The sequence below is a fragment of the Thiorhodospira sibirica ATCC 700588 genome, from assembly GCF_000227725.2.
GTDB classification, from domain to species: Bacteria; Pseudomonadota; Gammaproteobacteria; order Ectothiorhodospirales; family Ectothiorhodospiraceae; genus Thiorhodospira; species Thiorhodospira sibirica.
The window spans coordinates 2,613,585-2,635,634 of record NZ_MU255056.1 but is presented as its reverse complement, the minus strand read 5'-3'; the positions used below and the strand labels follow the sequence as shown (position 1 = coordinate 2,635,634).

Annotated in this window: 21 protein-coding genes; 13 read left to right on the top strand and 8 right to left on the bottom strand. The window is 57.3% G+C overall.

Annotation, left to right across the window (positions count from 1 at the left end; genetic code table 11):
* Window positions 1–22: 22 nt before the first annotated feature.
* A complete protein-coding gene (gene nuoD / locus THISIDRAFT_RS12250) occupies window positions 23–1,240 on the top strand; it encodes an NADH dehydrogenase (quinone) subunit D (RefSeq protein WP_006786344.1) in 1,218 nt (405 codons plus the stop codon).
* A 47-nt stretch (window positions 1,241–1,287) separates the two neighbouring features.
* On the opposite strand, the gene THISIDRAFT_RS12245 is transcribed toward nuoD, so the two are convergent.
* The 8 genes from THISIDRAFT_RS12245 to THISIDRAFT_RS12210 form a co-directional block, all read right to left on the bottom strand.
* The gene (locus THISIDRAFT_RS12245) at window positions 1,288–1,722 is read right to left on the bottom strand and encodes a hypothetical protein (RefSeq protein ID WP_006786345.1); all 435 of its coding nucleotides are present in this window, start codon (window positions 1,720–1,722) and stop codon (window positions 1,288–1,290) included.
* Between the two features lie 42 nt (window positions 1,723–1,764).
* Entirely contained in the window at window positions 1,765–3,189 is a 1,425-nt protein-coding gene (gene hldE / locus THISIDRAFT_RS12240) for a bifunctional D-glycero-beta-D-manno-heptose-7-phosphate kinase/D-glycero-beta-D-manno-heptose 1-phosphate adenylyltransferase HldE (protein ID WP_006786346.1), read from the bottom strand.
* A 204-nt stretch (window positions 3,190–3,393) separates the two neighbouring features.
* Complete coding sequence (locus THISIDRAFT_RS12235) at window positions 3,394–4,290, bottom strand: SDR family oxidoreductase (protein ID WP_006786347.1); 897 nt, start codon at window positions 4,288–4,290, stop codon at window positions 3,394–3,396.
* A gap of 25 nt (window positions 4,291–4,315) precedes the next feature.
* Window positions 4,316–5,242, bottom strand: coding sequence for a M48 family metallopeptidase (locus tag THISIDRAFT_RS12230; RefSeq protein WP_006786348.1), 927 nt, complete (start codon window positions 5,240–5,242; stop codon window positions 4,316–4,318).
* 40 nt (window positions 5,243–5,282) lie between these two features.
* Window positions 5,283–5,678, bottom strand: a complete 396-nt coding sequence (locus THISIDRAFT_RS12225; RefSeq protein ID WP_050984831.1) for an SH3 domain-containing protein — start codon at window positions 5,676–5,678, stop codon at window positions 5,283–5,285.
* A 96-nt stretch (window positions 5,679–5,774) separates the two neighbouring features.
* The gene (queE, locus tag THISIDRAFT_RS12220; protein WP_006786350.1) at window positions 5,775–6,413 is read right to left on the bottom strand and encodes a 7-carboxy-7-deazaguanine synthase; all 639 of its coding nucleotides are present in this window, start codon (window positions 6,411–6,413) and stop codon (window positions 5,775–5,777) included.
* Window positions 6,414–6,434: 21 nt separating this feature from the next.
* Window positions 6,435–7,127: a 7-cyano-7-deazaguanine synthase QueC gene (gene queC, locus THISIDRAFT_RS12215; protein WP_006786351.1), complete on the bottom strand. Its 693-nt coding sequence runs from the start codon at window positions 7,125–7,127 to the stop codon at window positions 6,435–6,437.
* 12 nt (window positions 7,128–7,139) lie between these two features.
* A complete protein-coding gene (locus THISIDRAFT_RS12210) occupies window positions 7,140–7,511 on the bottom strand; it encodes a DUF4389 domain-containing protein (protein ID WP_006786352.1) in 372 nt (123 codons plus the stop codon).
* A 320-nt stretch (window positions 7,512–7,831) separates the two neighbouring features.
* Here THISIDRAFT_RS12210 and THISIDRAFT_RS12205 point away from each other — a divergent pair, with 320 nt between their 5' ends.
* The 12 genes from THISIDRAFT_RS12205 (at window position 7,832) to hemN (ending at window position 21,988) form a co-directional block, all read left to right on the top strand.
* Window positions 7,832–8,368: a YceD family protein gene (locus tag THISIDRAFT_RS12205; RefSeq protein ID WP_040851447.1), complete on the top strand. Its 537-nt coding sequence runs from the start codon at window positions 7,832–7,834 to the stop codon at window positions 8,366–8,368.
* Window positions 8,369–8,476: 108 nt separating this feature from the next.
* Entirely contained in the window at window positions 8,477–8,668 is a 192-nt protein-coding gene (gene rpmF / locus THISIDRAFT_RS12200) for a 50S ribosomal protein L32 (protein ID WP_006786354.1), read from the top strand.
* 121 nt (window positions 8,669–8,789) lie between these two features.
* Entirely contained in the window at window positions 8,790–9,818 is a 1,029-nt protein-coding gene (gene plsX, locus THISIDRAFT_RS12195; protein WP_006786355.1) for a phosphate acyltransferase PlsX, read from the top strand.
* A complete protein-coding gene (locus tag THISIDRAFT_RS12190; protein WP_006786356.1) occupies window positions 9,815–10,783 on the top strand; it encodes a beta-ketoacyl-ACP synthase III in 969 nt (322 codons plus the stop codon). Before plsX ends, THISIDRAFT_RS12190 begins: the two co-directional genes overlap by 4 nt.
* A gap of 211 nt (window positions 10,784–10,994) precedes the next feature.
* The gene (locus tag THISIDRAFT_RS12185; protein ID WP_006786357.1) at window positions 10,995–11,915 is read left to right on the top strand and encodes a branched-chain amino acid transaminase; all 921 of its coding nucleotides are present in this window, start codon (window positions 10,995–10,997) and stop codon (window positions 11,913–11,915) included.
* Window positions 11,916–12,094: 179 nt separating this feature from the next.
* Window positions 12,095–12,310 (top strand): zinc-finger domain-containing protein, encoded by a 216-nt coding sequence (locus THISIDRAFT_RS12180; RefSeq protein WP_006786358.1) that lies wholly within the window; start codon window positions 12,095–12,097, stop codon window positions 12,308–12,310.
* An 88-nt stretch (window positions 12,311–12,398) separates the two neighbouring features.
* Window positions 12,399–13,652 (top strand): class I SAM-dependent methyltransferase, encoded by a 1,254-nt coding sequence (locus THISIDRAFT_RS12175; protein WP_006786359.1) that lies wholly within the window; start codon window positions 12,399–12,401, stop codon window positions 13,650–13,652.
* A complete protein-coding gene (locus THISIDRAFT_RS12170) occupies window positions 13,649–17,296 on the top strand; it encodes a glycosyltransferase (RefSeq protein ID WP_006786360.1) in 3,648 nt (1,215 codons plus the stop codon). Before THISIDRAFT_RS12175 ends, THISIDRAFT_RS12170 begins: the two co-directional genes overlap by 4 nt.
* Window positions 17,297–17,713: 417 nt before the next feature.
* Window positions 17,714–18,526, top strand: coding sequence for a zinc ABC transporter ATP-binding protein ZnuC (gene znuC / locus THISIDRAFT_RS12165; protein WP_006786361.1), 813 nt, complete (start codon window positions 17,714–17,716; stop codon window positions 18,524–18,526).
* Window positions 18,523–19,212, top strand: coding sequence for a PIN domain-containing protein (locus THISIDRAFT_RS12160; protein ID WP_006786362.1), 690 nt, complete (start codon window positions 18,523–18,525; stop codon window positions 19,210–19,212). The genes znuC and THISIDRAFT_RS12160 overlap by 4 nt, the downstream gene beginning before the upstream one ends.
* Window positions 19,209–20,381 (top strand): glycosyltransferase, encoded by a 1,173-nt coding sequence (locus THISIDRAFT_RS12155; RefSeq protein ID WP_006786363.1) that lies wholly within the window; start codon window positions 19,209–19,211, stop codon window positions 20,379–20,381. Before THISIDRAFT_RS12160 ends, THISIDRAFT_RS12155 begins: the two co-directional genes overlap by 4 nt.
* A gap of 215 nt (window positions 20,382–20,596) precedes the next feature.
* Window positions 20,597–21,988: an oxygen-independent coproporphyrinogen III oxidase gene (gene hemN, locus THISIDRAFT_RS12150; protein ID WP_006786364.1), complete on the top strand. Its 1,392-nt coding sequence runs from the start codon at window positions 20,597–20,599 to the stop codon at window positions 21,986–21,988.
* The last annotated feature ends 62 nt before the right edge of the window (window positions 21,989–22,050 follow it).

Below are 22,050 nucleotides of genomic sequence, written 5' to 3'. Positions count from 1 at the left end.
CTCAGGATTGCATTGATCGCCTATGCCACAGCATCCCTCCAGCATACCGCCAAGCCCCCTTAACGCCGCGCCCCAGGATGGCGAGGTTATCCTCAGCCTGGGGCCGTCACATCCGGCCATGCACGGCACCATCCAGATCTTTACCCGCTTGTTGGGTGAAAAAGTGGTGGGCGCGGATGTGCATTGCGGCTATCTGCATCGCGGCTTTGAAAAAGAGTGCGAAGATCACACCTGGCATAATCTCATCCCCTATACGGATCGGCTGAACTACTGTTCAGCCATGATCAACAACTTCGCCTACTGCGATGCGGTTGAGACCTTGATGGATATCGAGATCACCCCGCGTTGCCGCTATCTGCGCACCCTCCTGTCAGAATATTCGCGCATCGCCGATCATCTCACCTGCACCGCCGCCGGTCTCATGGAACTCGGCGCGATGACCGCCTTTTTATACCTGATGACCATCCGCGATTACATCTATGAACACATGGCGGATCTCACTGGGGCGCGCATCACCCACAGCTTTGGCCGTATCGGCGGGCTGGCCTGTGACCTGCCCACAGGCTGGCTCAGCCGCTTGGATGAAATTCTCAAGGAATACGAAACCTTTGTGGGCCGGGTACATACACTGGTCGATCGCAACCGCATCTTCATCGACCGGATGCGCAATATCGGCGTGCTCAGCACGCAAGAGGCCATTCACTGGGGCTATACCGGCCCGATCCTGCGCTCCACCGGGGCCGCCCTGGATCTGCGTAAAGACACGCCTTATCTGGCCTACAGCGAGCTGGAGTTTGAGGTGCCGGTAGGTATTAAAGGGGATAACTACGACCGCTACTATGTGCGCATGTGCGAAATGGACGAATCAGTCTATATGATCCGCCAGCTCATGGACCTGCTCCCGGAAGGGCCGATCAACGTCGATGACCGGCGCTGCGTCTTCCCGCCCAAAACCCTCGTCTATCAGGAAATCGAATCCCTGATCAACCACTTCAAACTGGTGATGGAAGGCCCCAAAGTCCCGCCGGGCGAAGTGTATCGCGCCCATGAATCACCCAACGGCGAGCTGGGTTTTTACCTCATTAGCACCGGCGAAGGCGCGCCCTACAAAGTGCATGTCCGCGCCCCCAGCTTTGTCCACATGGGCGGCTTACACCGCCTGCTCGAAGGCTACCAACTCGCCGATATCGTCGCCACCTTCGGCTCGATCAACATGATCGGCGGTGAATGCGACCGCTAATCCCTGCATAGCTGGTGCGGCATCTGTGAAGATGCCGCTACGTCGTTCTATCGTCCAGTTTTGAAGAAAAACGGGGCGGTTAGCAGCGCTTTATCGGTATCGCTGAACAGTTTGACCTGCCAGGTCATCTGTGCGCTCATGCAGGCGGGTAAGATGATCGAGCCGCGCAATACACCATCGGCATCTGCTTGCAGGCGGGTCTGGTTTAGACCCATGAACATCTCCACGCCGGAGAAGTCGATAAGCAGTGCTGACAGGCTGATGCCCTCTAGCTGTACGCTGATTTCCTGGCGGGTCATGGTTTTGATCGGGCGCGGGGTGATGGATAGGACCGCGAAAGCCTCGCCGGTATGCAGCGGTGCCCGGCATTCGCTTTGGTGTAAATCGCAGGTGGCCGCTTCTACGGCCTGTGCTGTACTAAAGCCACTGAACCAAAGCCCGCTGGCGAGCATACCGAGTAGTAATAGAGAAACGAGGCGCATGAACAGGAATCCCTCATCAAAGGTTAGGAAAGCAGGCCGAGCTTAGGCGGGCCCGCGAATTTTATCAATCAAGGCAGTGGTGGAATGGCCGGGAAGAAAGTCTAGCACGATTACTTGCCCGCCGTGGCGGCGGACGCAATCCCCGCCGGCGATGTGCTCGGGCCGATAATCGCCGCCTTTGACCAGGACATCCGGACACAGCGCGCAGATCAGGGCCTCTGGCGTGTCTTCGCTAAATGCCGTAACCCAATCCACGCAGGCCAGCGCGGATAGAATACTCATGCGTTGAGCCAGCGAATGCACGGGCCGGGTCGCCCCCTTGAGCCGTTGCACGGAGGCATCGTCATTGACCGCTACCACCAGTCGATCCCCCAGGGCTTTAGCCTGCTGCAGATACTGCACATGCCCGGCATGTAAAATGTCAAAGCAGCCGTTAGTCATCACAATGCGCTCTCCGCGTGCCTTTGCGTCGGCAACGGTGCTTTGCAAGGTGGCCTGATCCAGGATACCGCAGTGCGGGGCAGGCGGCGGCCGCAAAGCCGCCTGGAGTTCAGCGACACAAACCCCGGCGGTGCCCAGCTTGCCAACCACAATCCCGGCGGCCAGATTGGCCAGCCGTGCCCCATCCGCCAGATCTTCACCACAGGCCAGACAGGCCGCAAGTACCGCAATCACGGTATCACCCGCTCCCGTGACATCAAAGACCTCACGCGCCTGGGTTGGCAGGCATAGGGGGGGCTGGTGCTCGCGCAAGAGCAACATGCCGCGCTCCCCCAGGGTAATCAGCAAGGCAGGCCAGTGCATCGCTGCCCGCAGGGCCTCGCCGCGCTCACTCAGGCTGTGCTCATCGACACAGTGACCGACCACCGCCTCAAATTCGGCGCGGTTGGGCGTGACCAGCGTGGCTTGACGATACCGCGAAAAATCCCGGCTTTTGGGGTCTACCAGCACCGCAATCCCCCGCGCCCTTGCCAGTGCAATCAGTCGTGAGACCTCCTGCAGAGTCCCTTTGGCATAATCCGATAACACCAACACCTCAACCCCTGTCGCCAGGCGGGCGCTGAGGGTGTCCTCTAAAGCGCGGCTGTCCCAGTCGCGCAGCGGCTGCTCAAAATCCAGGCGCAACAGTTGCTGATGCTGACTGAGAATGCGCAGCTTGGTGATGGTGGGATGCTGGGGGTGCGTCAGCAGCGCATTGCTAATGCCATGTCGGGCCAGAAGTTGTGTGACCGTGTGGCCAGCCTCATCACGACCGATCACACCGCTTAGGCTCACCTGCACGCCCAGCTGGGCCAGGTTCAGCGCGACATTGGCCGCCCCCCCCAGGTGATCGTGTACGTCCTGGATATGTACAACCGGCACCGGGGCCTCAGGCGAAATCCGTGCAACCAGCCCGCTCCAGTAGCGATCCAGCATGACATCACCGACAACGGCTACCCGTGCCTTGGTAAAAGACGGCAGGCGCATCACAGGGCATACTCAGCGGGGTAAGCGACACGGACGCGTGAAAAAAAAGCGACCCGAGAACGGGTCGCAAAGAAAGAATGAGGAGAAAAGTCAACGACATGAAGATCGATCACTGGTGTTGCGCAACATGGGGTGTGGCACAAAGCAGTACAACGATGCTCAATGCAAATGATAATGATTTTTATTAGCATGTCAACTGATTTATTAATTATTTTCCGCTGAGGGGACTTCCAGACTCGCACGGATGCCGTCGCTTAACTGCGGATAACGCAGCTGTACCTGCAACTGGCTAAACAGCGCCCGGCAATCCAGCACGCGCGATTCATTGATAAACGACATCATCATCGGGCTTAAATGCGCTGCCGCCTCAGCCAGCGGCACACAGGGCGGACGCGGCACACCGGCGATATCGGCCACCGCATAAAAATAATCGGTCATGGTGCTGGCCTGACCATCCGCGACATTATAAATGGCCTGCGCCAGGCCGCGTTGCAATGCCGCCAGACAAATGCTGGCCAGATCATCGGCGTGAATGCGGTTGCTCAGGGGGGCTTGTTCTGGGCAGACCACCACCATCCCCTCACGAATCCGCTCCAGCGGCAAACGCCCAGGCCCATAAATCCCCGCCACCCGCAAAATCACCGTAGGCACGGCATAGGTCCGGCCAAAGGCCTGCACCTGCTGTTCTGCATCCAGACGCAACCGGGCGCGCGCTGTCGCCGGATTGACCGGGCTTTGCTCGGTCACTGTAGCGCCTTGACAATCGCCATACACGCCACTGGTGCTGATATAGACGACCTTGGCTGGGGTCTGCGTTTGACAGCGGTGCAGAAAATGCCTCATGCCTTGGTCTTGATTCCCGTGTAGCGCCGCCGGCGGCGCCAGATAGACCACCTCTGCCCCTTCGGTGGGCAATGCCTGCACCGCCTGCGCATCATGCAAATCCATCTCCTCGGCAGAAATTCCGTGGGCGCGCAACACCTCTGCCCGCTGCGCAGAGCGTACTACCCCGATGATCTCGTGGTAGCCTGCGCCCTGTGCCTGGCGTGCGACGCGCAAGCCCACATCACCGCAGCCAATGATCAATAATCTGTTTTGCATGTTCACCTGAAAGGGTTAATGGTTCTCAAACACCACGCAGCGCCTGCTGGAAACGCTGGGTGCGACTTTTGGGAATGGCGGTACGCACGCTGGCCAGCAAAGGCTGAATGCCTTCAATGCGCTGGCTTGGGGCGGGATGCGTTCGCGCAAAATCCAGCCCACCCGGCTGCAACCGCTGCTGCATCTGCTCAAGCATGGTCGGCAGCGCCTGATCATCATAACCGGTGCGCTGCAAAATCCCCACCGCAATACGATCCGCCTCCTGCTCCTGCGTCCGCGCATAGCCGCGCTGCACCATCGTATTCATAATGTCACCGATAGAACCTTCCAGGGCCTCCACCAGCATAGTCAAATCCGTACCGCGTGCATAATGGCGTATCCCCTCCACGGTGATCGCCTGCATCGCGGCTACAATACGCGCCTGTGAAATCGCCTGCACCGCGTGGCGCTGTTGAATATGACTGACCTCGTGCGCCAGCACCGCCGCCAGCTCATCTTCCGAGGTACAGCAGCGCAACATGCCACGCGTGACCATAATCAAGCCGCCCGGCGCTGCAAAGGCATTGATTTCCTCAGAATCCAGCACCAAAAACCGATAACCGCCGAAGGTCTGCGGGGTTTGCGAGGCCAGACTGACATAACTGCCGAGCAGATTAAGATAACTGTGCAAGGCCGGGTTTTGATACACCGGGTATTGGCTTAACAGGGTCGCCCCCACGCTGCGCCCGATATAATATTCCTGCTCTGGGTCAATCTGCTCCATGGCGCGCCCCACCGCAGTGCCCGTGCGCACCAAAGACTGCGCCTGCTGGGCATCCAGCAATCCCAGCGATTGCCCCAGATTAGCTCCGATTTCCAGGGTTTTACAGCCACCCAGCATCCCACCGCCCAGGCCGATGGCCAGTGAACGCCAGCCCCACACCAACACCGCCCGCCGTGCTTGATCTGACATGATAATGCCTCCGCCAAAGGCCCATTGCGTGATGCGTATCTTATACCTTATTCAGGCTACCTTGAGTGACAAAACGCGCAATCTGCGCTGTGGTGCTTTGTAGCGTCTCGGCCCGATCGACCCAGGCAAAATCTGCCTGCTGGTGACGCTGACGATATTGCTTCTCCACCTCGGCATTAAAGCCCTTGCCTGCCAGGGCAATCTCGGTGCTATTGGCGGCCCTTTCTACATCCTGGGCGCTGGGATTTAAAATGATTTCCTTGGGCGTGAGGGCGGATTGATGCATCCAGCCGTACTGGCCGTCACTGCGTACCTGTAGCCAGTCTCCTTCACTGCGCACCCGCAAAACCCGCGCCCCATAGGCCAGATCAGCAACCACCTGCCCCAGAAAAGACGGCGTAGAACGTAACTGCGCCAAACGGACCTGCACACTCATGTGCTCCATCGTCTGCGACCTCACTTAATCAACGATTACAATGAATTGGGAGTCTTGGTGACCAGTTGCAGCGTAACGCCGCCCACGGCGTGTCTATCAGGGAATGCCCAGCAGTTTATGCAGCTGCAGGCTTAAACGCCACGGCGGATGCTGCAGGCAATACTGCGCGGCCAGCTGTTGATGGTCAGCCAGGTTAGGGCCGTCCATCGGCTGGAGAAAAAAATGGCTAAACGACAGACCTGTCAGCTTTTCTGGCGATAATTGCGGCTGGGGAAACACCAGTTTGAGTTCATCGCCGTGATGCACCCGCAGGCGGTGTAAGGATTTAGGGCTGACGCAGACCCAGTCAATCCCCTCGGGCACGGGCAGGGTGCCGTTGGTTTCCAGGGCAATCTGAAAATGCTGTGCCTTCAGGGCCGCCAGCAACGGCGCATCCACCTGCAATAACGGCTCGCCACCGGTGAGCACCACAAAGCGGGAACAGGCGGTATCGCGGGCCTGCCAATGCCGGGCAATCTGCTCAGCCAGCTGCGCGGCATCTGCATATTGCCCCCCTGCAGGGCCATCGGTGCCATTAAAATCGGTATCGCAAAAGCCACACACCGCGCTGGCCCGATCACGGTCTTGCCCCGACCACAGATTGCAACCACTGAAACGGCAAAATACCGCAGCCCGGCCACTGTGGGCGCCTTCACCTTGCAGGCTGTAAAAAATCTCTTTGACCTGATACGCCATGTACACGCGCTCTTAAATCAGTCAGCCGCCGCACAGCGGATCTGCCATCCCGGCCTCGGCAAAGCCCTTGGCCCGCAACAGACAGGCATCACAATGGCCGCATGGCTGCCCTTCCGGCGAGGGATCATAACAACTGCAGGTCAGGCCATAATCCACACCAAGAGAATGACCCAAGCGGATGATTTCTGCCTTGCTCATGTGAATCAGGGGGGTATGGATACGCAAGGGATCTGCGTTTTCCACCCCGGCGCGGGTGGCCAGATTGGCCATGGCTTGATAGGCGTGAATAAACGCCGGGCGGCAATCGGGATAGCCGGAATAATCCAGCGCATTCACCCCGATGAAGATATCTGCCGCCTCTAAAACCTCCGCCCACGCCAGGGCAAAGGATAAAAAGATGGTATTGCGTGCCGGTACATAGGTCACGGGAATGGCGCTACCGCCTGAAACCTCAGCGCGATCTTTGGGCACGGCAATATCTGCCGTCAAGGCCGAACCACCAAAGATGCGCAGATCAATCTCCAGGGAAACATGCTCCACCACCTGATGCGCCTTGGCCAGTTTAGCCGCCGCCGCCAGTTCAATCTGATGACGCTGGCCGTAGCGAAAGGACAGCGCATACACCGCAAAGCCCTGACGCTTAGCCAAGGCCAGTACCGTGGCCGAATCCAGGCCACCGCTTAACAGCACAATCGCTTTTGGGGATGCTGACATCACGAACCTAACTTAATGCTGATCCGGCAAAGACGGATTCACCCGGCCTGAATCCAGATCAGGCCCAGGAGCAGAGGACGGCCAGACCATAAAGGGAAAGGGGCGCTGTTCGCTGGAATAGGTCAAATAGCTCCAGATTTGAAAAATATAGCGGCTCAGACTGCGCCCAAAGCCGCTGACAAATTCATTGCGCTTGCCCGTAATCAAGGTGCTGCCGATCTGGAATAACACCACCAGCAAGCCCACCAGCTCGGCAATGTTATACACAATGGCAAACAACACCATATAAGCCACCCGAATCCAGGAAGAAGTACGGGTCAGATTGTCTTTGAGTTCAGGATTCACAAAAGCCTCACAAATGGCGTTGATGGTTGCCGAGCGCACAACGCCGCCATCGCAATGCCGCCCAGCTGATTTAAAAATACGCCCCGATAATACGCCAGTTCCCAACCCACTGACTACACCTGCGTAACCCGGAAACTACCCCACAGCTGCGCATCGCCTTTACATGATCAAAGCCTTTGGTTTTTGCTGTCATGGTTTACACGCAGATTACGGGTCTACCGCGCAATATCTTGGGCGGCAAAACAGACCGAGCCGGGGTTTGGCGCTCCATAAGATGTCCGTGAATCCGTGATCCGTGGTGAGCGGTTGTGCGGGGAATTTTGACACTGGGGCAGGTTACGCTTTATCATTGTGTGCTTATGTCTCAAGTCGATTTATCCTTGACGGTTGATCCTTTTCGCCTTGCTAGTCAAGGACGCACCCTGCAGGGCAGTTTACCGCTTTGTGATTTTCCTCGTCTGGCCGATGGTGTTGAGGATGCCGCCGGTGCGGTTTTTTTTCGCCTTGAGTTCAGGCATGTGGCACCGGGTCGGGATAAGGTCAGCGGGCATGTTGAGGCGACGGTGAGGTTGCTGTGTCAGCGCTGTCTTGAACCGTTTGCATATGCGCTGGAAACTTCGCTGGATGCCTGGCTGGTGGAAACGGAGGTGGATTTAGCCAGTTTTCCAGATGAGGAGGATGTGGTGTTGGTGCCGGAGGGACGCTTGCATGTGGCGAGTCTGATTGAGGATGAGCTGTTGTTAGGGATTCCGTTTGCGCCCTTACATGCCGATCTTGAGGCATGTCGTGGGGTGTCTCACCGGGGGAGCGTTGCGCAGGCAGCGCCGGTTGCTCCGACAAAACCCAATCCTTTTGCGGTACTCAAACAGCTCAAGGATAAAGACCGCAAGACTTAGCGTTGCAGGCATAGGTTTTTTGCGCGGTTGGCCGGGCACCGGATGAAACGGTACACGGCGGATTTTTGGGTTGCGGTTTATTAAATCTTCTTTGCGGAGTGTTATTGCATGGCTGTACAACAAGGTCGTACCACGCCGTCCCGTCGCGGGATGCGCCGTTCTCATGATGCCCTTAAAGGGCAGACGCTGTCGGTTGATCCGGTTTCAGGTGAGGTGCATCGCCGCCATCATCTGACCGCCGATGGCTATTATCGCGGGCGTCAGGTGGTTAAAGCGCCGGTGGCACAAGACGACGATTAAATAATTATCTTTAACCCTGCCAGGCTTGGCAGGGTTAAAACAGCTTGCATTGAATCTATCTGAATTTATTTCACTTTTTAAGGTGTTGCGAACGCCTTAGCCGGGTGCACCGAATACGATTATGAGCGAAACCTTTACGATTGCGCTTGATGCCATGGGCGGAGATCATGGCCCCGGCGTGGTTGTCCCTGCGGCTGTCCAGGCTTTGCGCCATCGCCCTGAGCTTGAGCTGGTGTTGGTGGGGGATCAAGGCGTTATTGAGGCTCAGCTGGTTGCGCTTAAATCCTCGGGTCATGCGCGGCTCAAAATTCACCATGCCTCGCAGGTGGTCGGGATGGAAGAACCACCCGCCCTGGCGCTGCGTAACAAGAAAGATTCTTCGATGCGGGTGGCAATCAATCTGGTCAAGCAGGGGCAGGCGCAGGCGTGCGTCAGTGCGGGGAATACCGGGGCTTTGATGGCCACGGCCCGCTATGTGTTAAAGACCCTTCCAGGGATTGACCGACCGGCCATCAGTACCTCCATTCCTTCGATCAACGGGCACACCCACATGCTGGATCTGGGGGCGAATGTCGATTGCACCGCCGAGCATTTGTATCAGTTTGCGGTGATGGGGTCGGTATTGGCCGGGGCCATTGATAATAATGCCGCGCCCAAGGTCGGTTTGCTCAATATTGGCGAGGAAGATATCAAGGGCAATGAGCAGGTCAAGGATGCGGCCCGTTTGCTGGAGCAAAGCGCGCTGAATTACATTGGCTTTGTGGAAGGTGATGATATTTATTGTGGCGATGTGGATGTCGTCGTCTGTGATGGCTTTGTCGGCAATGTCTCACTGAAAACCACGGAAGGCGTGGCGCGGATGGTGGCGCATTTCATGCGCGCTGAATTCAAGGGCAGTCTGTACGGACGGCTTGCCGGTCTGTTGGCCATGCCGGTATTGCAGCGTTTCAAGCGGCGCATTGATCCGCGCCGCTATAACGGCGCCAGTTTGCTGGGTTTGCAGGGCATCGTGATTAAAAGCCACGGAGGGGCGGATGCCACGGCCTTTGAAAATGCGATTCGCATTGCCTGTCTGGAGGCCAAAAAAGGGGTACCACAGCGCATTGGCAAGGAAATCGAGCGGTTTTTGCATGAAAGGAGAGGCTCGTGAGCTATGCGCGGATCACCGGAACCGGGGGCTATTTACCCGCCAAGGCCTTGACTAACGCAGAACTAGAGCACCTCGTCGATACCACGGATGCCTGGATCACCGAACGCACCGGCATCAAAAAGCGCCATATTGCCGCCCCCGATGAAACCTGCTGTGATCTGGCGGAACGGGCCGCCCGGGCGGCATTGCAGATGGCGAATCGCCACCCCACGGATGTGGATCTGATTGTGCTGGCAACCACCACCCCGAATCACGTTTTTCCCAGCACCGCCTGTCTGTTGCAGCAACGCTTGGGGGTGCATGGCTGTGCCGCCTTTGATATTCAGGCGGTGTGCACCGGCTTTATCTATGCCCTGGGTGTGGCTGAGCGCTTTGTGCGTACTGGTGGGGCCAAGTGTGCGCTGGTGGTGGGCGCAGAAACCCTCTCGCGCATTTTGAACTGGGAGGATCGCGGCACCTGTGTGCTCTTTGGCGATGGTGCCGGGGCGGTGGTGCTGGAAGCCTCGGACAGGCCGGGGATTTTATCCACGCACCTGCATGCCGATGGCCGTTTTGCCGAGCTTTTGAATGTGCCCTATGGTGTCTCCAGCGGCTATGAGCGCCTGCTCGCCGGGGAAGCGTTTATCCAGATGAAGGGTAACGAGGTCTTCAAGATGGCGGTCAATACGCTGGGGCGCATTGTTGATGAGACGCTGGAACACAATCAGATTGATCAGGCAGACATTGATTGGCTGATTCCGCATCAGGCAAATATCCGCATTATTCAGGCCACTGCCCGCAAGCTGAAGATGCCGATGGAGCGGGTGGTGGTCACCGTAGAGGATCATGGCAATACCTCAGCGGCCTCGATTCCGCTGGCACTGGATGTGGCGGTGCGTGATGGCCGTATCCGGGAGGGCGATATGGTGATGATGGAAGCCTTTGGTGGCGGTTTTACCTGGGGCTCGGCCTTGTTGCGTTACTGAGGTGGCGGACGCATCGTACGTTCGCTGTAGCGGCGGCTTGGCCCGTCGTTTTTTGAAGCGGCATCAAAGATGATGCCGCCACAGCGTGGCAGCGGCTTCCCTGCCTGCCGCGACGCTTGCGGCGCAGGCTGGTAGCCGTCGCGTTATGCAGCATCACGATGATGCTGCCACGAAGATGTCGCTATGTTAGACAAATCTTGAGGTGATTTCGATGTCGATGGCCGACCGTGATGGTCTGATCTGGTTTGATGGCAAGATGGTTCCCTGGCGTGAGGCGCAAACCCATGTGCTCACCCATACCCTGCATTATGGCATGGGCGTATTTGAAGGTGTGCGCGCCTATCATGCCGAACAGGGCACCGCCATTTTCCGTTTGCAGGATCACACCCGCCGCCTGTTTAACTCAGCGCATATCCTGAATATGCAGATCCCCTTCACTCAGGACGAGCTCAACGCCGCACAATGTGCCGCTGTGCGTGAAAATGGCCTGGAAAGTGCGTATATCCGGCCGATGTGTTTTTATGGTGCTGAGGGCATGGGCCTGCGGGCGGATAATCTAAAGGTGCATTGCATTGTCGCCGCCTGGCAATGGGGCAGTTATCTGGGCGCGGAGAATATGGAGCGCGGCATTCGCATTCACACCTCTTCGTTTAATCGCCATCATGTCAATATCACCATGTGCAAGGCCAAGGCCAATGGCAATTATATGAATTCCATGCTGGCGCTGCAGGAGGCCTTGAGCGGTGGCTATGATGAAGCCCTGCTGCTGGACACCGAAGGCTATGTGTCTGAGGGCAGTGGCGAGAATTTCTTTTTGGTCAAGGACGGGGTGATTTTTACGCCGGATCTGACCGCTGCACTGGATGGCATTACCCGGCGCACCATCTTTACCCTGGCCGCCGAGCAAGGCATTGAGGTGCGCGAAAAACGCATCACCCGTGATGAAGTCTATGTCGCTGACGAGGCCTTCTTTACCGGTACCGCTGCCGAGGTCACGCCCATTCGTGAGCTGGATCGGCGCAAGATTGGCAACGGCGGACGTGGCCCGATTACCGAACGCCTGCAAAGCCTGTATTTTGATGTGGTGCATGGGCGCACAGACAGCCACAGCCAATGGCTGACCTTTGTCTAAACGCCTTCATCCGTTTTTTATCCAGGGAACGCGGCGCCTAAGTTTTGCAGTGTGTTGACTGAATGCGCAGCGGGTGCTGCGCGCTCCCAGATTGAGGTGGCGGACGCATCCTGCGTTCGCTTGGTTTTCAGTGGCATCAAGATGATGCCGCCACGTGGTATTTTTTGAGGACCTCCACCATGCCCAGTCCACAAACGGCCAAGCAACCGACGCACTATCCCGCTGCCAATACCAAGGCGCACATTGAGATCAGCGCCGCTGATCTGCCGCTGTATTGCCCGGAACCGGGCAGTGCCCTGTGGGCCTCGCATCCTCGGGTATACCTCCCCATTCACGAAGCCAGCGATGGCCAGATCCGCTGCCCCTATTGCGGCACGGTGTATGTGCTGCGCTGAGCTTTTCCTGCTTTTCTAAACGATTTGCTACACACAATGCCGCCTGAACATGCGAACGCACGACGTGTCCGCCACTTGATGCTTAACGATGTCTGCATTTTACCGTGCTTTTGAGGAGCAGTTTCGCGGCACTCGCGACACCATCATCTCACGCCTTGGCTTTTACCGTCCCTTCCTGCAGCCGCTGTCGGCGTTGGGTGTAAAACCCAAGGCGCTGGATCTGGGCTGCGGGCGTGGAGAGTGGCTGGAAGTCCTGAAAGCGCATGGCTTTGATGGCGTGGGTGTGGATACCGATGCGGCCATGCTGGCAGCGGCGCGCCGTGCAGGTCTTTTAGTTTATGAAGCGGACGCGCTGGCCTATCTGCGTACACAGGACAGCAATTCGCAGGCCGTCATCAGCGCCTTTCATCTGGTGGAACATTTGCCGTTTGCAAGCCTGCAAGCGATGCTCGATGAGGCATTCCGGGTGCTGTGTCCCGGCGGGCTGCTCATTCTGGAAACCCCGAATCCGGAAAATATCAGCGTGGGCTGCAACAGCTTTTATCTTGATCCCACCCACCAACGGCCTCTTCCCCCCGATTTATTGCGGTTTTTAACGGAGCATCATGGCGCGGCCCGTACCCTCATTGCCCGTCTGCAGCATTTGCACGAGCTGGAAAGTGAAACCCGTATCACCCTGCTGCAGGTACTGACCCAGGTGAGCCCGGATTATGCGGTGATTGCGCAAAAAGCGGGCTTGCCTTCGCAAATGGTGGCATTTGATGCCCTGTTTGCCAAAGAGTATGGCTTGAGCCTGTTAGCCCTGGCGCAGCGCTTTGATCAAAAGCAGTTACAGCAAGAACAGGCCCTGCGATGTCAGGCACAACATCTGGAAGCGCTGCGTGGCCAACTGATAGATATACAGCAGCAGATTGACCGCGCACAACAGATAACCAACAGCCTTTCCTGGAAAATCACGGCACCCTTGCGCTGGACCCTGGATGGGTTGCTGCATACCCGGCGCACGCTCTCTGCACGACGTGCACAACTCATTTTTTCCTTGCAAATAAAATTAAGTCGTCACCGGGCTGGGCAAATTTTTCTTGTTAATCTGTGGGAAAAATTCTCTTTTGGGGCGTCACTACTGCGCCGTTTCCATCCTGCCAAACGCGCAAGAACGCAGCCTAAAGCCTGCCGCTGGCTTAATGAGATTCGCGCTGCTGACGATCTAAGCCCACAGGCGCGACACTTCTATCACGCCATCAAACAGCGCATCCCACCTGCCTGTCGCGCCTGCCTGCCTGCGCCGCGTGCGTCGCGGCAGGCAGGCGCGGCGCAAACTGGTAAGGCAAGACGATCATGAGAATCGTGATTGATTTGCAAGGCGCGCAGAATAACAGCCGTCTGCGCGGGATCGGGCGCTATTGCCAGTCCTTGCTGAAAGCACTGGTGCGCAACAATCAGGCCGGACATGAAATCCTGGTGGTGCTCAATGCCGCCTTTGCTGACAGCCTGGATGAAGTAAAGCGTTCGCTGGCGGAATATCTACCGCCCCAGCAGATATTGAGCTTTCATATTCCCGGCCCGGTCCAGGAGGCCTGCGCCGTCAATGACTGGTTTCCACAGGCCGCAAAGCTATTGCGTGAGCAGTTTTTGCAGGATCTGCATCCCGATGTGGTGTTGATCGGCAGCCTGTTTGAAGGCAGCTATGATGATACCGTCACCAGTATTGGAGAATTACCGCAAAGCAGCCTGACAGCGGTGATTTTTTATGATCTGATTCCCTATATCAATCCCGCGCAATTTATCCCCGGTCAAGGGCAAAAAAAATCCTATTATCAAAAAATTGAGTATCTGAAACGCGCTGATCTGTTGCTGGCCATTTCGGCCTATGCCAAAACCGAGGCCGTGGATCATCTGGGGCTTGATCCGGCGCGGATTGTGCCGATTTTATCGGCAGCGGATGGCATCACACCGCCCGATGCACAGCTGAGGGAGGCCGCCCGCCAGACCCGCTTGCAGCATTTGGGGATTACCCGCCCCTTTGTGATGCATACCAGTGCCTATGAGCCGCGCAAAAATTTTGAAGGTCTGATTCAGGCTTATGCCCGCCTGCCCACACCGCTGCGGCAAAAACATCAGCTGGTGTTAGTGTGTAAATTACAGCCAAAACAACGCAGCCACTTACAGACGCTGGCCAGGCAATGCGGCCTGCAGGATGAGGAGCTGATTTTAACCGGTTATCTGCCGGATGCAGATCTTGCACTGCTGTATGCCCAGTGTCACTTATTTGTATTTCCTTCCCTGCATGAAGGTTTTGGCCTGCCGCCGCTGGAGGCGATGAGCCTGGGCGCGGCCACCATCGGTTCCAACAGCTCCAGCATTCCTGAGGTCATTGGGCGCGCCGATGCCACCTTTGACCCGACCTCCGTCGATGCCATCGGCGCGCTGATGACCCGCGCCTTAAGCGATCAGGACTTCTGGCAAAGTCTTAAAGACCATGCGCATCTGCAGGCGCAAAAATTCAGCTGGGATCAATGCGCCCAGAAAGCCCTTGTCGCGCTTGAGGCTCTCGTTGCTGCCCAGCCCGTCAGGCAGCGTCCGCAGGATTATGACGCCATTCAGACACGGCTTGCGGCCCTGGCGCACCGTTACAAGATCACGGAGGTGGAGCTATGTCATGTCGCGGCCTGCCTGGACCAAAACCTCAAGACCGCTTACCGGGCACGTCGCCACCTAAATCCCGCGCACCCCGTGCATTGGCGCATTGAAGGGCCTTTTGACAGCAGCTACAGCCTGGCCCTGCTGAATCGTGAAACCGCCCGGGCGCTGGTTGCGCTGGGGCACACGGTCAGCCTGCATTCCACAGAAGGGCCTGGAGATTTTGCGCCAGACCCCGCCTTTCTTGCCGCTCAGCCCGACCTGGCCGAATTATATGCCCGCAGCCGCGAGCCAGCGGTACCGGTCGATGTGGTCAGCCGCAATCTGTACCCGCCGAGGGTGCATGATATGCGCGGCATGGTGTCGATGCTGCATCATTACGCCTGGGAGGAATCGGGTTTTCCGCAGGACTGGGTGGCGGCCTTCAATCGCCATCTGGATGGCCTGACCACGCTTTCCCGGCATGTGCAGAAAATTCTGATAGATCATGGCGTGTGCGTACCCATGCAGGTGTCGGGCTGTGGTGTGGATCACTGGGAGCGCATCCATGCCAATCCGGCTTTTGTCCTCACCGCCCGGTCTTTTCGCTTCCTGCATATCTCCTCGTGCTTTCCGCGCAAGGGCATCGAGACATTGCTGAACGCCTATGGGCAGACCTTTACCCAGGATGATGATGTCTCGCTGGTGATCAAGACTTTTCCCAATCCACACCACGACATTGCCGCCACCCTGCAGGCGCTGCGGGCACATGCGCCGGATTATCCCGATGTGGTGCTGATTCAGGAGGATCTTCCCGAGGCCGATCTCAAGGCCCTGATGGCCGCCTGTCATGTATTGGTCGCCCCCAGTTACGCGGAAGGCTTTGGTTTACCGCTGGCTGAAGCCCTGCTGAGCGGGCTGCCGGTGATTACCACCGCCTGGGGTGGACAACGAGATTTTTGTGATCATCACAACAGTTGGCTGCTGGATTATCAATTTGCCCCGGCACAAAGCCATTTTGCACTGTTTGACTCGGTCTGGGCCGTACCCGATGTCAAGACCTTGGGGGAGGCATTGCACGCCGCCTCGCAGACCCCGCCAGCACGCCTGGCCCACATGGCAGAACAGGGACGGACAAAATTGCTGCAGGATTTTCGCTGGAAACAGGTCGCGCAACGCTGTGCAGATTTTGCCCACCGGCTCAGCGAAGGCCCGCAACGCCCTCCCCCGAAGCTGGCCTGGATTACCACTTATAACACCCATTGCGGGATTGCCCTGTATGCGCATCATCTGCTAGGCGCCTGGCCGGAGAACCAGCGCCATGTACTGGCCGCCAAAACCGACAGCCCATTAGGGCCTGATCCGGTTTATTGCCAGCGTCTCTGGCACGTCGGCAAGGCCGACAATCAGCTGCAGGCGCTGGCGGCACCGCTGGCGCAAATCCAGGCTGATATGCTGGTGATTCAGTTTAACTATGGCCTGTTTGATTTTGCCGCATTGTCTGAATTTGTTTGCGGACAACAGGCGGTGGGCCGAAGGGTGATCATGATCATGCATGCCACCCGTGATCCCTACGGAGAAACCCCTAACTGGCAGTTACAGGAGCTGCGTGAGGCCTTGCAGGCGTGCGAGCGCATCCTGGTACACAACATCAGCGATCTTAACCGCCTCAAGGCGCTGGGTCTGGTGGATAATGTCACCCTGTTTCCGCATGGGGTGCTGGATTACCCGCCCCCGCCGCCGCCGCGCTGGATCAAAAATTATCTGAAACGCCGCCAGCCGCCGCTGGTGGCAAGCTATGGCTTTTGTCTGCCACACAAAGGTCTGCTGGAACTGGTGGAGGCTGCGGCACTGCTCAAACAGCGCCAGCAACCGATCCGCCTGCTGCTGCTCAATGCCGAGTACCCGGTGGACAGCTCGCGTGAACTGATGCAGAGACTGCAGCAAAAAATCCAGCAGCATCAACTTGAAGCGTTGGTGATCACCGAGCATCGCTTTCTTCCGGAGCCGGAGACCCTGGCGCGCCTGCAACAGGCTGATTTATTAGTCTTTGCCTATCAGCACACCACTGAATCTTCCAGCGCCGCCGCCCGTCACGGCATGGCCAGCCATCGCCCGGTGGCCGTCAGTCCGCTGGAAATTTTTGATGATCTGGGCGAGAGCGTGTTTCGCCTGAGTGGCACAGAGCCCCAAGAGATTGCTCACAGCCTGCATCGCATTCTGGATGAACTGCGCCAGAACAGCCCCAGGGCGCAAGCCATTACCGCCAACGCGCACCGCTGGCGCGAGACGCACCGCTATGACCTCATCAGTGAGCGGCTTTATCGTTTGTCTCTGTCGCTGTGGCGCAATCACGCCACGCCATAGTCAACTACCCCGCCCTAAAGGGCGGAGCTTGCCTGCCTGCCGCGGCGCACGCGGCGCAGACAGGTGAAAACAAGCTAGGTTGACCAGCCTAAGCCCTGTTAAAGGGGCTACGTGTACAACAGGTCGTCAAGACTCACCGGCGGATGCTTCCTCAGTCTGCCGCTCTGAAAGATCAGGATCATGCTGACGCAAGGTAAAACGTCGAAGGTTTTGATCGCCGTGCAAGCGGGAGCCGGTTGTACACATTGGCGAGGGGAGCGACCACGCCGCGAGGCGTTGTCCGTCACCAGGCCCTTACGGGCAGAGCCTCACGGCCCAGCAGGTGGAAGGCCTGCACCTAACGATTTCCGGCGGCTGCAAGCGCGTAGCCGCTATCCCTCCCCGGCCTTTTGGCCGGGGTTTCTCGCGGAGAAACTGATGAATCCCCAAGCCCCCCATCGTTCCAGCGTCACAGCGCCGCCAGATGCCTTAATCCAGGCCCATGCAGTGACGCTGCGGTTGGGCGGCCGGGTGATTCTTGAGCATATTGATCTGAGTCTGCAGGCGGGGCGCATCATCACCCTGATTGGCCCCAATGGCGCGGGTAAAACCAGTCTGCTGCGGGTGTTGCTGGGCTTATTAGCGCCCAGCGCCGGGCATATCAGCCGTGCCCCCCGGCTGCGTATCGGCTATATGCCACAGCGCATCGTTATTGATCCGGTATTGCCGATTACCGTGCGACGCTTTTTAAGCCTGGCCGGGCGGGTGCAGCCCGCACAGCTGGCCGCCGCCCTGGAGGAAACCGGGGTGGGCTATCTGCTCAATCAACCGATTCAGTCCGTCTCAGGCGGTGAGATGCAGCGGATTTTATTGGCCCGCGCCTTGTTGCGCCGCCCCCAGTTACTGGTGTTGGATGAACCGGCCCAAGGGGTGGATGTTGGCCGTCAGGGCGAGGTTTTTGCGCTGATTGAGCAGCTGCGCCAGCGCTACCATTGCGGGGTATTGATGGTTTCCCATGAATTGCACTGGGTGATGGCCGCTGCGGATGAGGTGATCTGCCTCAATCGCCACATCTGCTGCACCGGACAGCCACAGGCGGTCAGCCGCCATCCTGAATACCTCAAATTGTTTGGCGAACAACTGCCCTTCGGGGTAGCACCCTATCGGCATCAACATGACCATGCCCATGACCTGTGCGGGAATGTGATCAGGCAAAAAGCCGCCGCAACAAAGGACAATCGCTCGCCATGAGTGATGATAATCCAGATCAGAAAAACAATGCTGACACCACAAATCATCCTCGGGTGTTATTAGTGGATCTGGAAAATTGCCCCACACAATTCACACAGCTTGCCCAACGGTTTGATGATTTTACAAAAATTCTTATCTGTTACGCGAATCCCAGCGTCAAACTGCCGATTGATTTACTCATACCCTTGAGCAAAGCGATTGCAGAGCATCGCTTGACGCTGCACAAAATGGAGGCCATTGGTAAAAATGCAGCAGATTTCGGGATCACTTTTCTGGCTGGAATGCTGGCAATGCAACTGCCGCCTGACACAGAATTTTGGATTTTATCTAATGATAAAGACCTTGATCATGTCATTACCCTACTCGGACAGCACCAACGTCAGGCGCAACGCATCAGCAACCTTGAGCGCGAGACGCCATTTACGCCGTCCAACCAAGAGCCCTCAACCGATCCAGATCCCTTGATCGTCTATTGTCAGCATCTATCAAACTACAGCAAAAATCGTCCTGCAAAAGAGCAGACCTTGCGCAATAGCATCAAAGCTAAACTGCCCAAGCAGTCGGATGCAGTGCATCAGGCTTTGCTGCAAAAACTGCAGACAGTGGGTGCGATCCACATAAAAGATCAAAAGGTGAGCTATTGTGAGACAAAGATCAGGACGATTGCCACCCAGGGAATGTCATGAAATTGTATCGCTTTGGCACCCCACGTCCCACGGTGCTGTTTGTATTGCCTGCGACGGTGCCGGGTGGGGCGGAGATTCGCTTGTTGCAGATGTTGCCGCAGTTTACGCGCATTCGTCCGGTGCTGCTGACGCAGCGCAGCTTGCCGGGTGTCCGTGAGCTGGCGCTGGAATGTCATTATTTTGAGGATATGCAGTGCAGCAATCCCTATGCCTATGACCTGCAAAACAGCCTGCATTATGCCCAGGCGATTGCCTTAAAGGCCCACCGTCTGCGCCCGGCGCTGACCTTTGGCTGGATGCACCACGGCACGTATTTTGTTACCTTGGCGGCCTTGACGGCAGGCTTGCGCGGTTTGCGCTTTGGCTGCATTCTGGGGCCACCAACGGCGCATTTTCGCTTCTGCGGACATCCGCCCAGTACCTACGAACGTGTTCTGTTTGGCTTGATCTGTCGCGGGATGGATGCGCTGATTACGCCCTCATTCGGAGTGCGTGAGGATTTGATCAGGCATTTTCATGCCCCGGCAGCGCGCCTGCATTGCATTTACAACGGCGTTGATTTAGCGCGTATCCATAGCAAGGCTCGCCAGACCCTGGTGCTGCCACCCAAGCAGCGCCCCTGGATTGTCACCGCCTCGCGCCTGAGTGCAGAAAAGGGTCTGGATGTCTTGCTGGCGGCTTTCGCCCGGCTACGACAACATATGGATGCGCAACTGATTTTGCTCGGCGAAGGGCCGGATCGGGCGCGGCTGGAGCAGTTGATGGCATCGCTGGGCTTACAGGGGCAAGTCTGGCTGCCTGGTCATCAGGATAATCCCTTTCCCTGGATTGCGCGGGCGGATGTGTTCGCCATGGCCTCGCGGCTGGAAGGGTTTGGCAATGCCCTGGTTGAGGCGATGGCCTTGGGCATTCCGGTGGTTTCCACCGCCTGTGAATGGGGGCCGCAAGAAATCATTGAAGCGGGTAAGAGCGGCATTCTGGTGCCGGTGGATGATGCCACCGCCCTGGCAGAGGCATTGCAGCGGGTGTTGCAGGATCGCACCTTGGCCGCGCAGCTATCCACCGGTGCCCGACAACGGGCCGGTTGTTTTTCTTTTGCGCAGATGCTCACGCGCTATGAACAACAGCTGCTCGCGGCGCTCATTGAAGACAAAAACACAGCAAGCTGATGGCAATCACCGCGTGAATGGTTGTCGCTGTGGCTGTGGGTCAGTACAATCGTTTCCCTTCGAGCTGTGGTGTTTGTATGGCCCGCGTTGATCGCTGCGATCAGGCGTGAACGGGAACGCCAGGCGCCAAGGCTTTTAATCACTTTTTAATCTGATGGTGCGCTGCCTTGGCGTTGTTGCAACGGCTTGCGTGGTGACCAGGAGTCTATTGTCTTATGAGTCTCTCACAAACCCTAGAATTTGATACCGATTTAATCCGTCGTTATGACACGGCGGGCCCGCGTTATACGTCTTATCCTACGGCGGTGCAATTTCACGATGGGTTTGGTGCTACGCGCTACGCAGAGCTCGCCCAACAGACCAATCCATCCGCTCGCCCGCTGTCTTTGTATGTGCATATCCCCTTTTGCGATACCGTCTGCTTTTATTGCGCCTGCAACAAGATCATCACCCGCGACCGTAACCGCGCCCAGCCTTATCTGGACCGGCTGCACCGCGAGATCGCCATGCAAGGCGCGCTGTTTGACCGCACCCGCCCGGTCGAGCAGTTGCACTGGGGCGGCGGCACACCGACCTTTTTGTCATCCGATGAGATGCGTGAGTTAATGGAGGTCACAGGCCGCCATTTTCTGCTCAGCAAAGAGGCCCATGCGGAATTTTCCATTGAGATTGACCCGCGTGAGGTCGGTGATGACACCTTAAGCCTGCTGCGCAGTCTGGGCTTTAATCGCATCAGTCTCGGCGTGCAGGATTTTGACGAGAAGGTGCAGCAGTCGGTCAACCGGGTACAAAGCGAAACCCAGGTCATGGCGGTGCTGGAAGAAGCGCGGCGGCTGGGTTTTGGTTCGACCAGTCTGGATCTGATTTATGGCCTGCCGCATCAAAATCAGGCCAGTTTCCGCACCACCATCGAGAAGGTGATTGAGATCTCACCGGCGCGTATCTCGGTATTTAACTATGCGCATCTGCCCGACCGCTTCAAGGCGCAGCGACGCATCAATGAAGACGAATTGCCCTCCCCGGCAGAAAAGCTGGCGATTTTGAAAAACACCGCCGAACAGCTGGCCGAGGCGGGCTATGTCTATATCGGCATGGATCACTTCGCCAAGCCCGATGATGAACTTGCCGTGGCCCAGCGCGACCACACCCTGTATCGCAATTTCCAGGGCTATTCCACCCATTCCAACTGTGATCTGATCGGTCTGGGCGCTACCAGTATCGGCATGGTGGGTAACAGCTACAGCCAGAACCGCCACGATGTGGAAGCCTATCAGGCCGACATCGACGCCGGGCACTTGCCGATTTTCCGTGGGCTTGAGCTGAACGCCGATGATCTCCTGCGCCGTGAGGTCATCACCCGACTGATCTGCCACTTTGAACTCGAATTTGCCTTGGTAGAACAGGCCCACAATATTGTGTTTAACGCCTATTTTGCCAACGAGCTCAAAGCCCTTGCCACCATGCAGGAAGACGGTCTGCTCACCGTTTCAGAACGGCATATTGCGGTATCTCCCAAAGGCCGCTTATTGATCCGCAATATCTGCATGGTCTTTGATGCCTACTTGCAAGACCCTGCCGCTAAATCACGCTTCTCACGGGTGATCTGAGCGCACACAGCGCCGCTTATGGAGCGCCGGTCACCAGCCCGGCACAGTGACTGGCCCAGCGT

Coding starts and splice junctions, on each gene's coding strand:
- hemN (WP_006786364.1), top strand. CDS start 20,597: ATGAGTCTCTCACAAACCCTAGAATTTGATACCGATTTAATCCGTCGT.
- queE (WP_006786350.1), bottom strand. CDS start 6,413: ATGGCGTATCAGGTCAAAGAGATTTTTTACAGCCTGCAAGGTGAAGGC.
- THISIDRAFT_RS12225 (WP_050984831.1), bottom strand. CDS start 5,678: ATGAGTGTGCAGGTCCGTTTGGCGCAGTTACGTTCTACGCCGTCTTTT.
- THISIDRAFT_RS12175 (WP_006786359.1), top strand. CDS start 12,399: ATGTCTGCATTTTACCGTGCTTTTGAGGAGCAGTTTCGCGGCACTCGC.
- queC (WP_006786351.1), bottom strand. CDS start 7,127: ATGTCAGCATCCCCAAAAGCGATTGTGCTGTTAAGCGGTGGCCTGGAT.
- nuoD (WP_006786344.1), top strand. CDS start 23: ATGCCACAGCATCCCTCCAGCATACCGCCAAGCCCCCTTAACGCCGCG.
- THISIDRAFT_RS12160 (WP_006786362.1), top strand. CDS start 18,523: ATGAGTGATGATAATCCAGATCAGAAAAACAATGCTGACACCACAAAT.
- hldE (WP_006786346.1), bottom strand. CDS start 3,189: ATGCGCCTGCCGTCTTTTACCAAGGCACGGGTAGCCGTTGTCGGTGAT.
- THISIDRAFT_RS12185 (WP_006786357.1), top strand. CDS start 10,995: ATGTCGATGGCCGACCGTGATGGTCTGATCTGGTTTGATGGCAAGATG.
- THISIDRAFT_RS12170 (WP_006786360.1), top strand. CDS start 13,649: ATGAGAATCGTGATTGATTTGCAAGGCGCGCAGAATAACAGCCGTCTG.
- znuC (WP_006786361.1), top strand. CDS start 17,714: ATGAATCCCCAAGCCCCCCATCGTTCCAGCGTCACAGCGCCGCCAGAT.
- rpmF (WP_006786354.1), top strand. CDS start 8,477: ATGGCTGTACAACAAGGTCGTACCACGCCGTCCCGTCGCGGGATGCGC.
- THISIDRAFT_RS12245 (WP_006786345.1), bottom strand. CDS start 1,722: ATGCGCCTCGTTTCTCTATTACTACTCGGTATGCTCGCCAGCGGGCTT.
- THISIDRAFT_RS12155 (WP_006786363.1), top strand. CDS start 19,209: ATGAAATTGTATCGCTTTGGCACCCCACGTCCCACGGTGCTGTTTGTA.
- plsX (WP_006786355.1), top strand. CDS start 8,790: ATGAGCGAAACCTTTACGATTGCGCTTGATGCCATGGGCGGAGATCAT.
- THISIDRAFT_RS12180 (WP_006786358.1), top strand. CDS start 12,095: ATGCCCAGTCCACAAACGGCCAAGCAACCGACGCACTATCCCGCTGCC.
- THISIDRAFT_RS12235 (WP_006786347.1), bottom strand. CDS start 4,290: ATGCAAAACAGATTATTGATCATTGGCTGCGGTGATGTGGGCTTGCGC.
- THISIDRAFT_RS12205 (WP_040851447.1), top strand. CDS start 7,832: ATGTCTCAAGTCGATTTATCCTTGACGGTTGATCCTTTTCGCCTTGCT.
- THISIDRAFT_RS12230 (WP_006786348.1), bottom strand. CDS start 5,242: ATGTCAGATCAAGCACGGCGGGCGGTGTTGGTGTGGGGCTGGCGTTCA.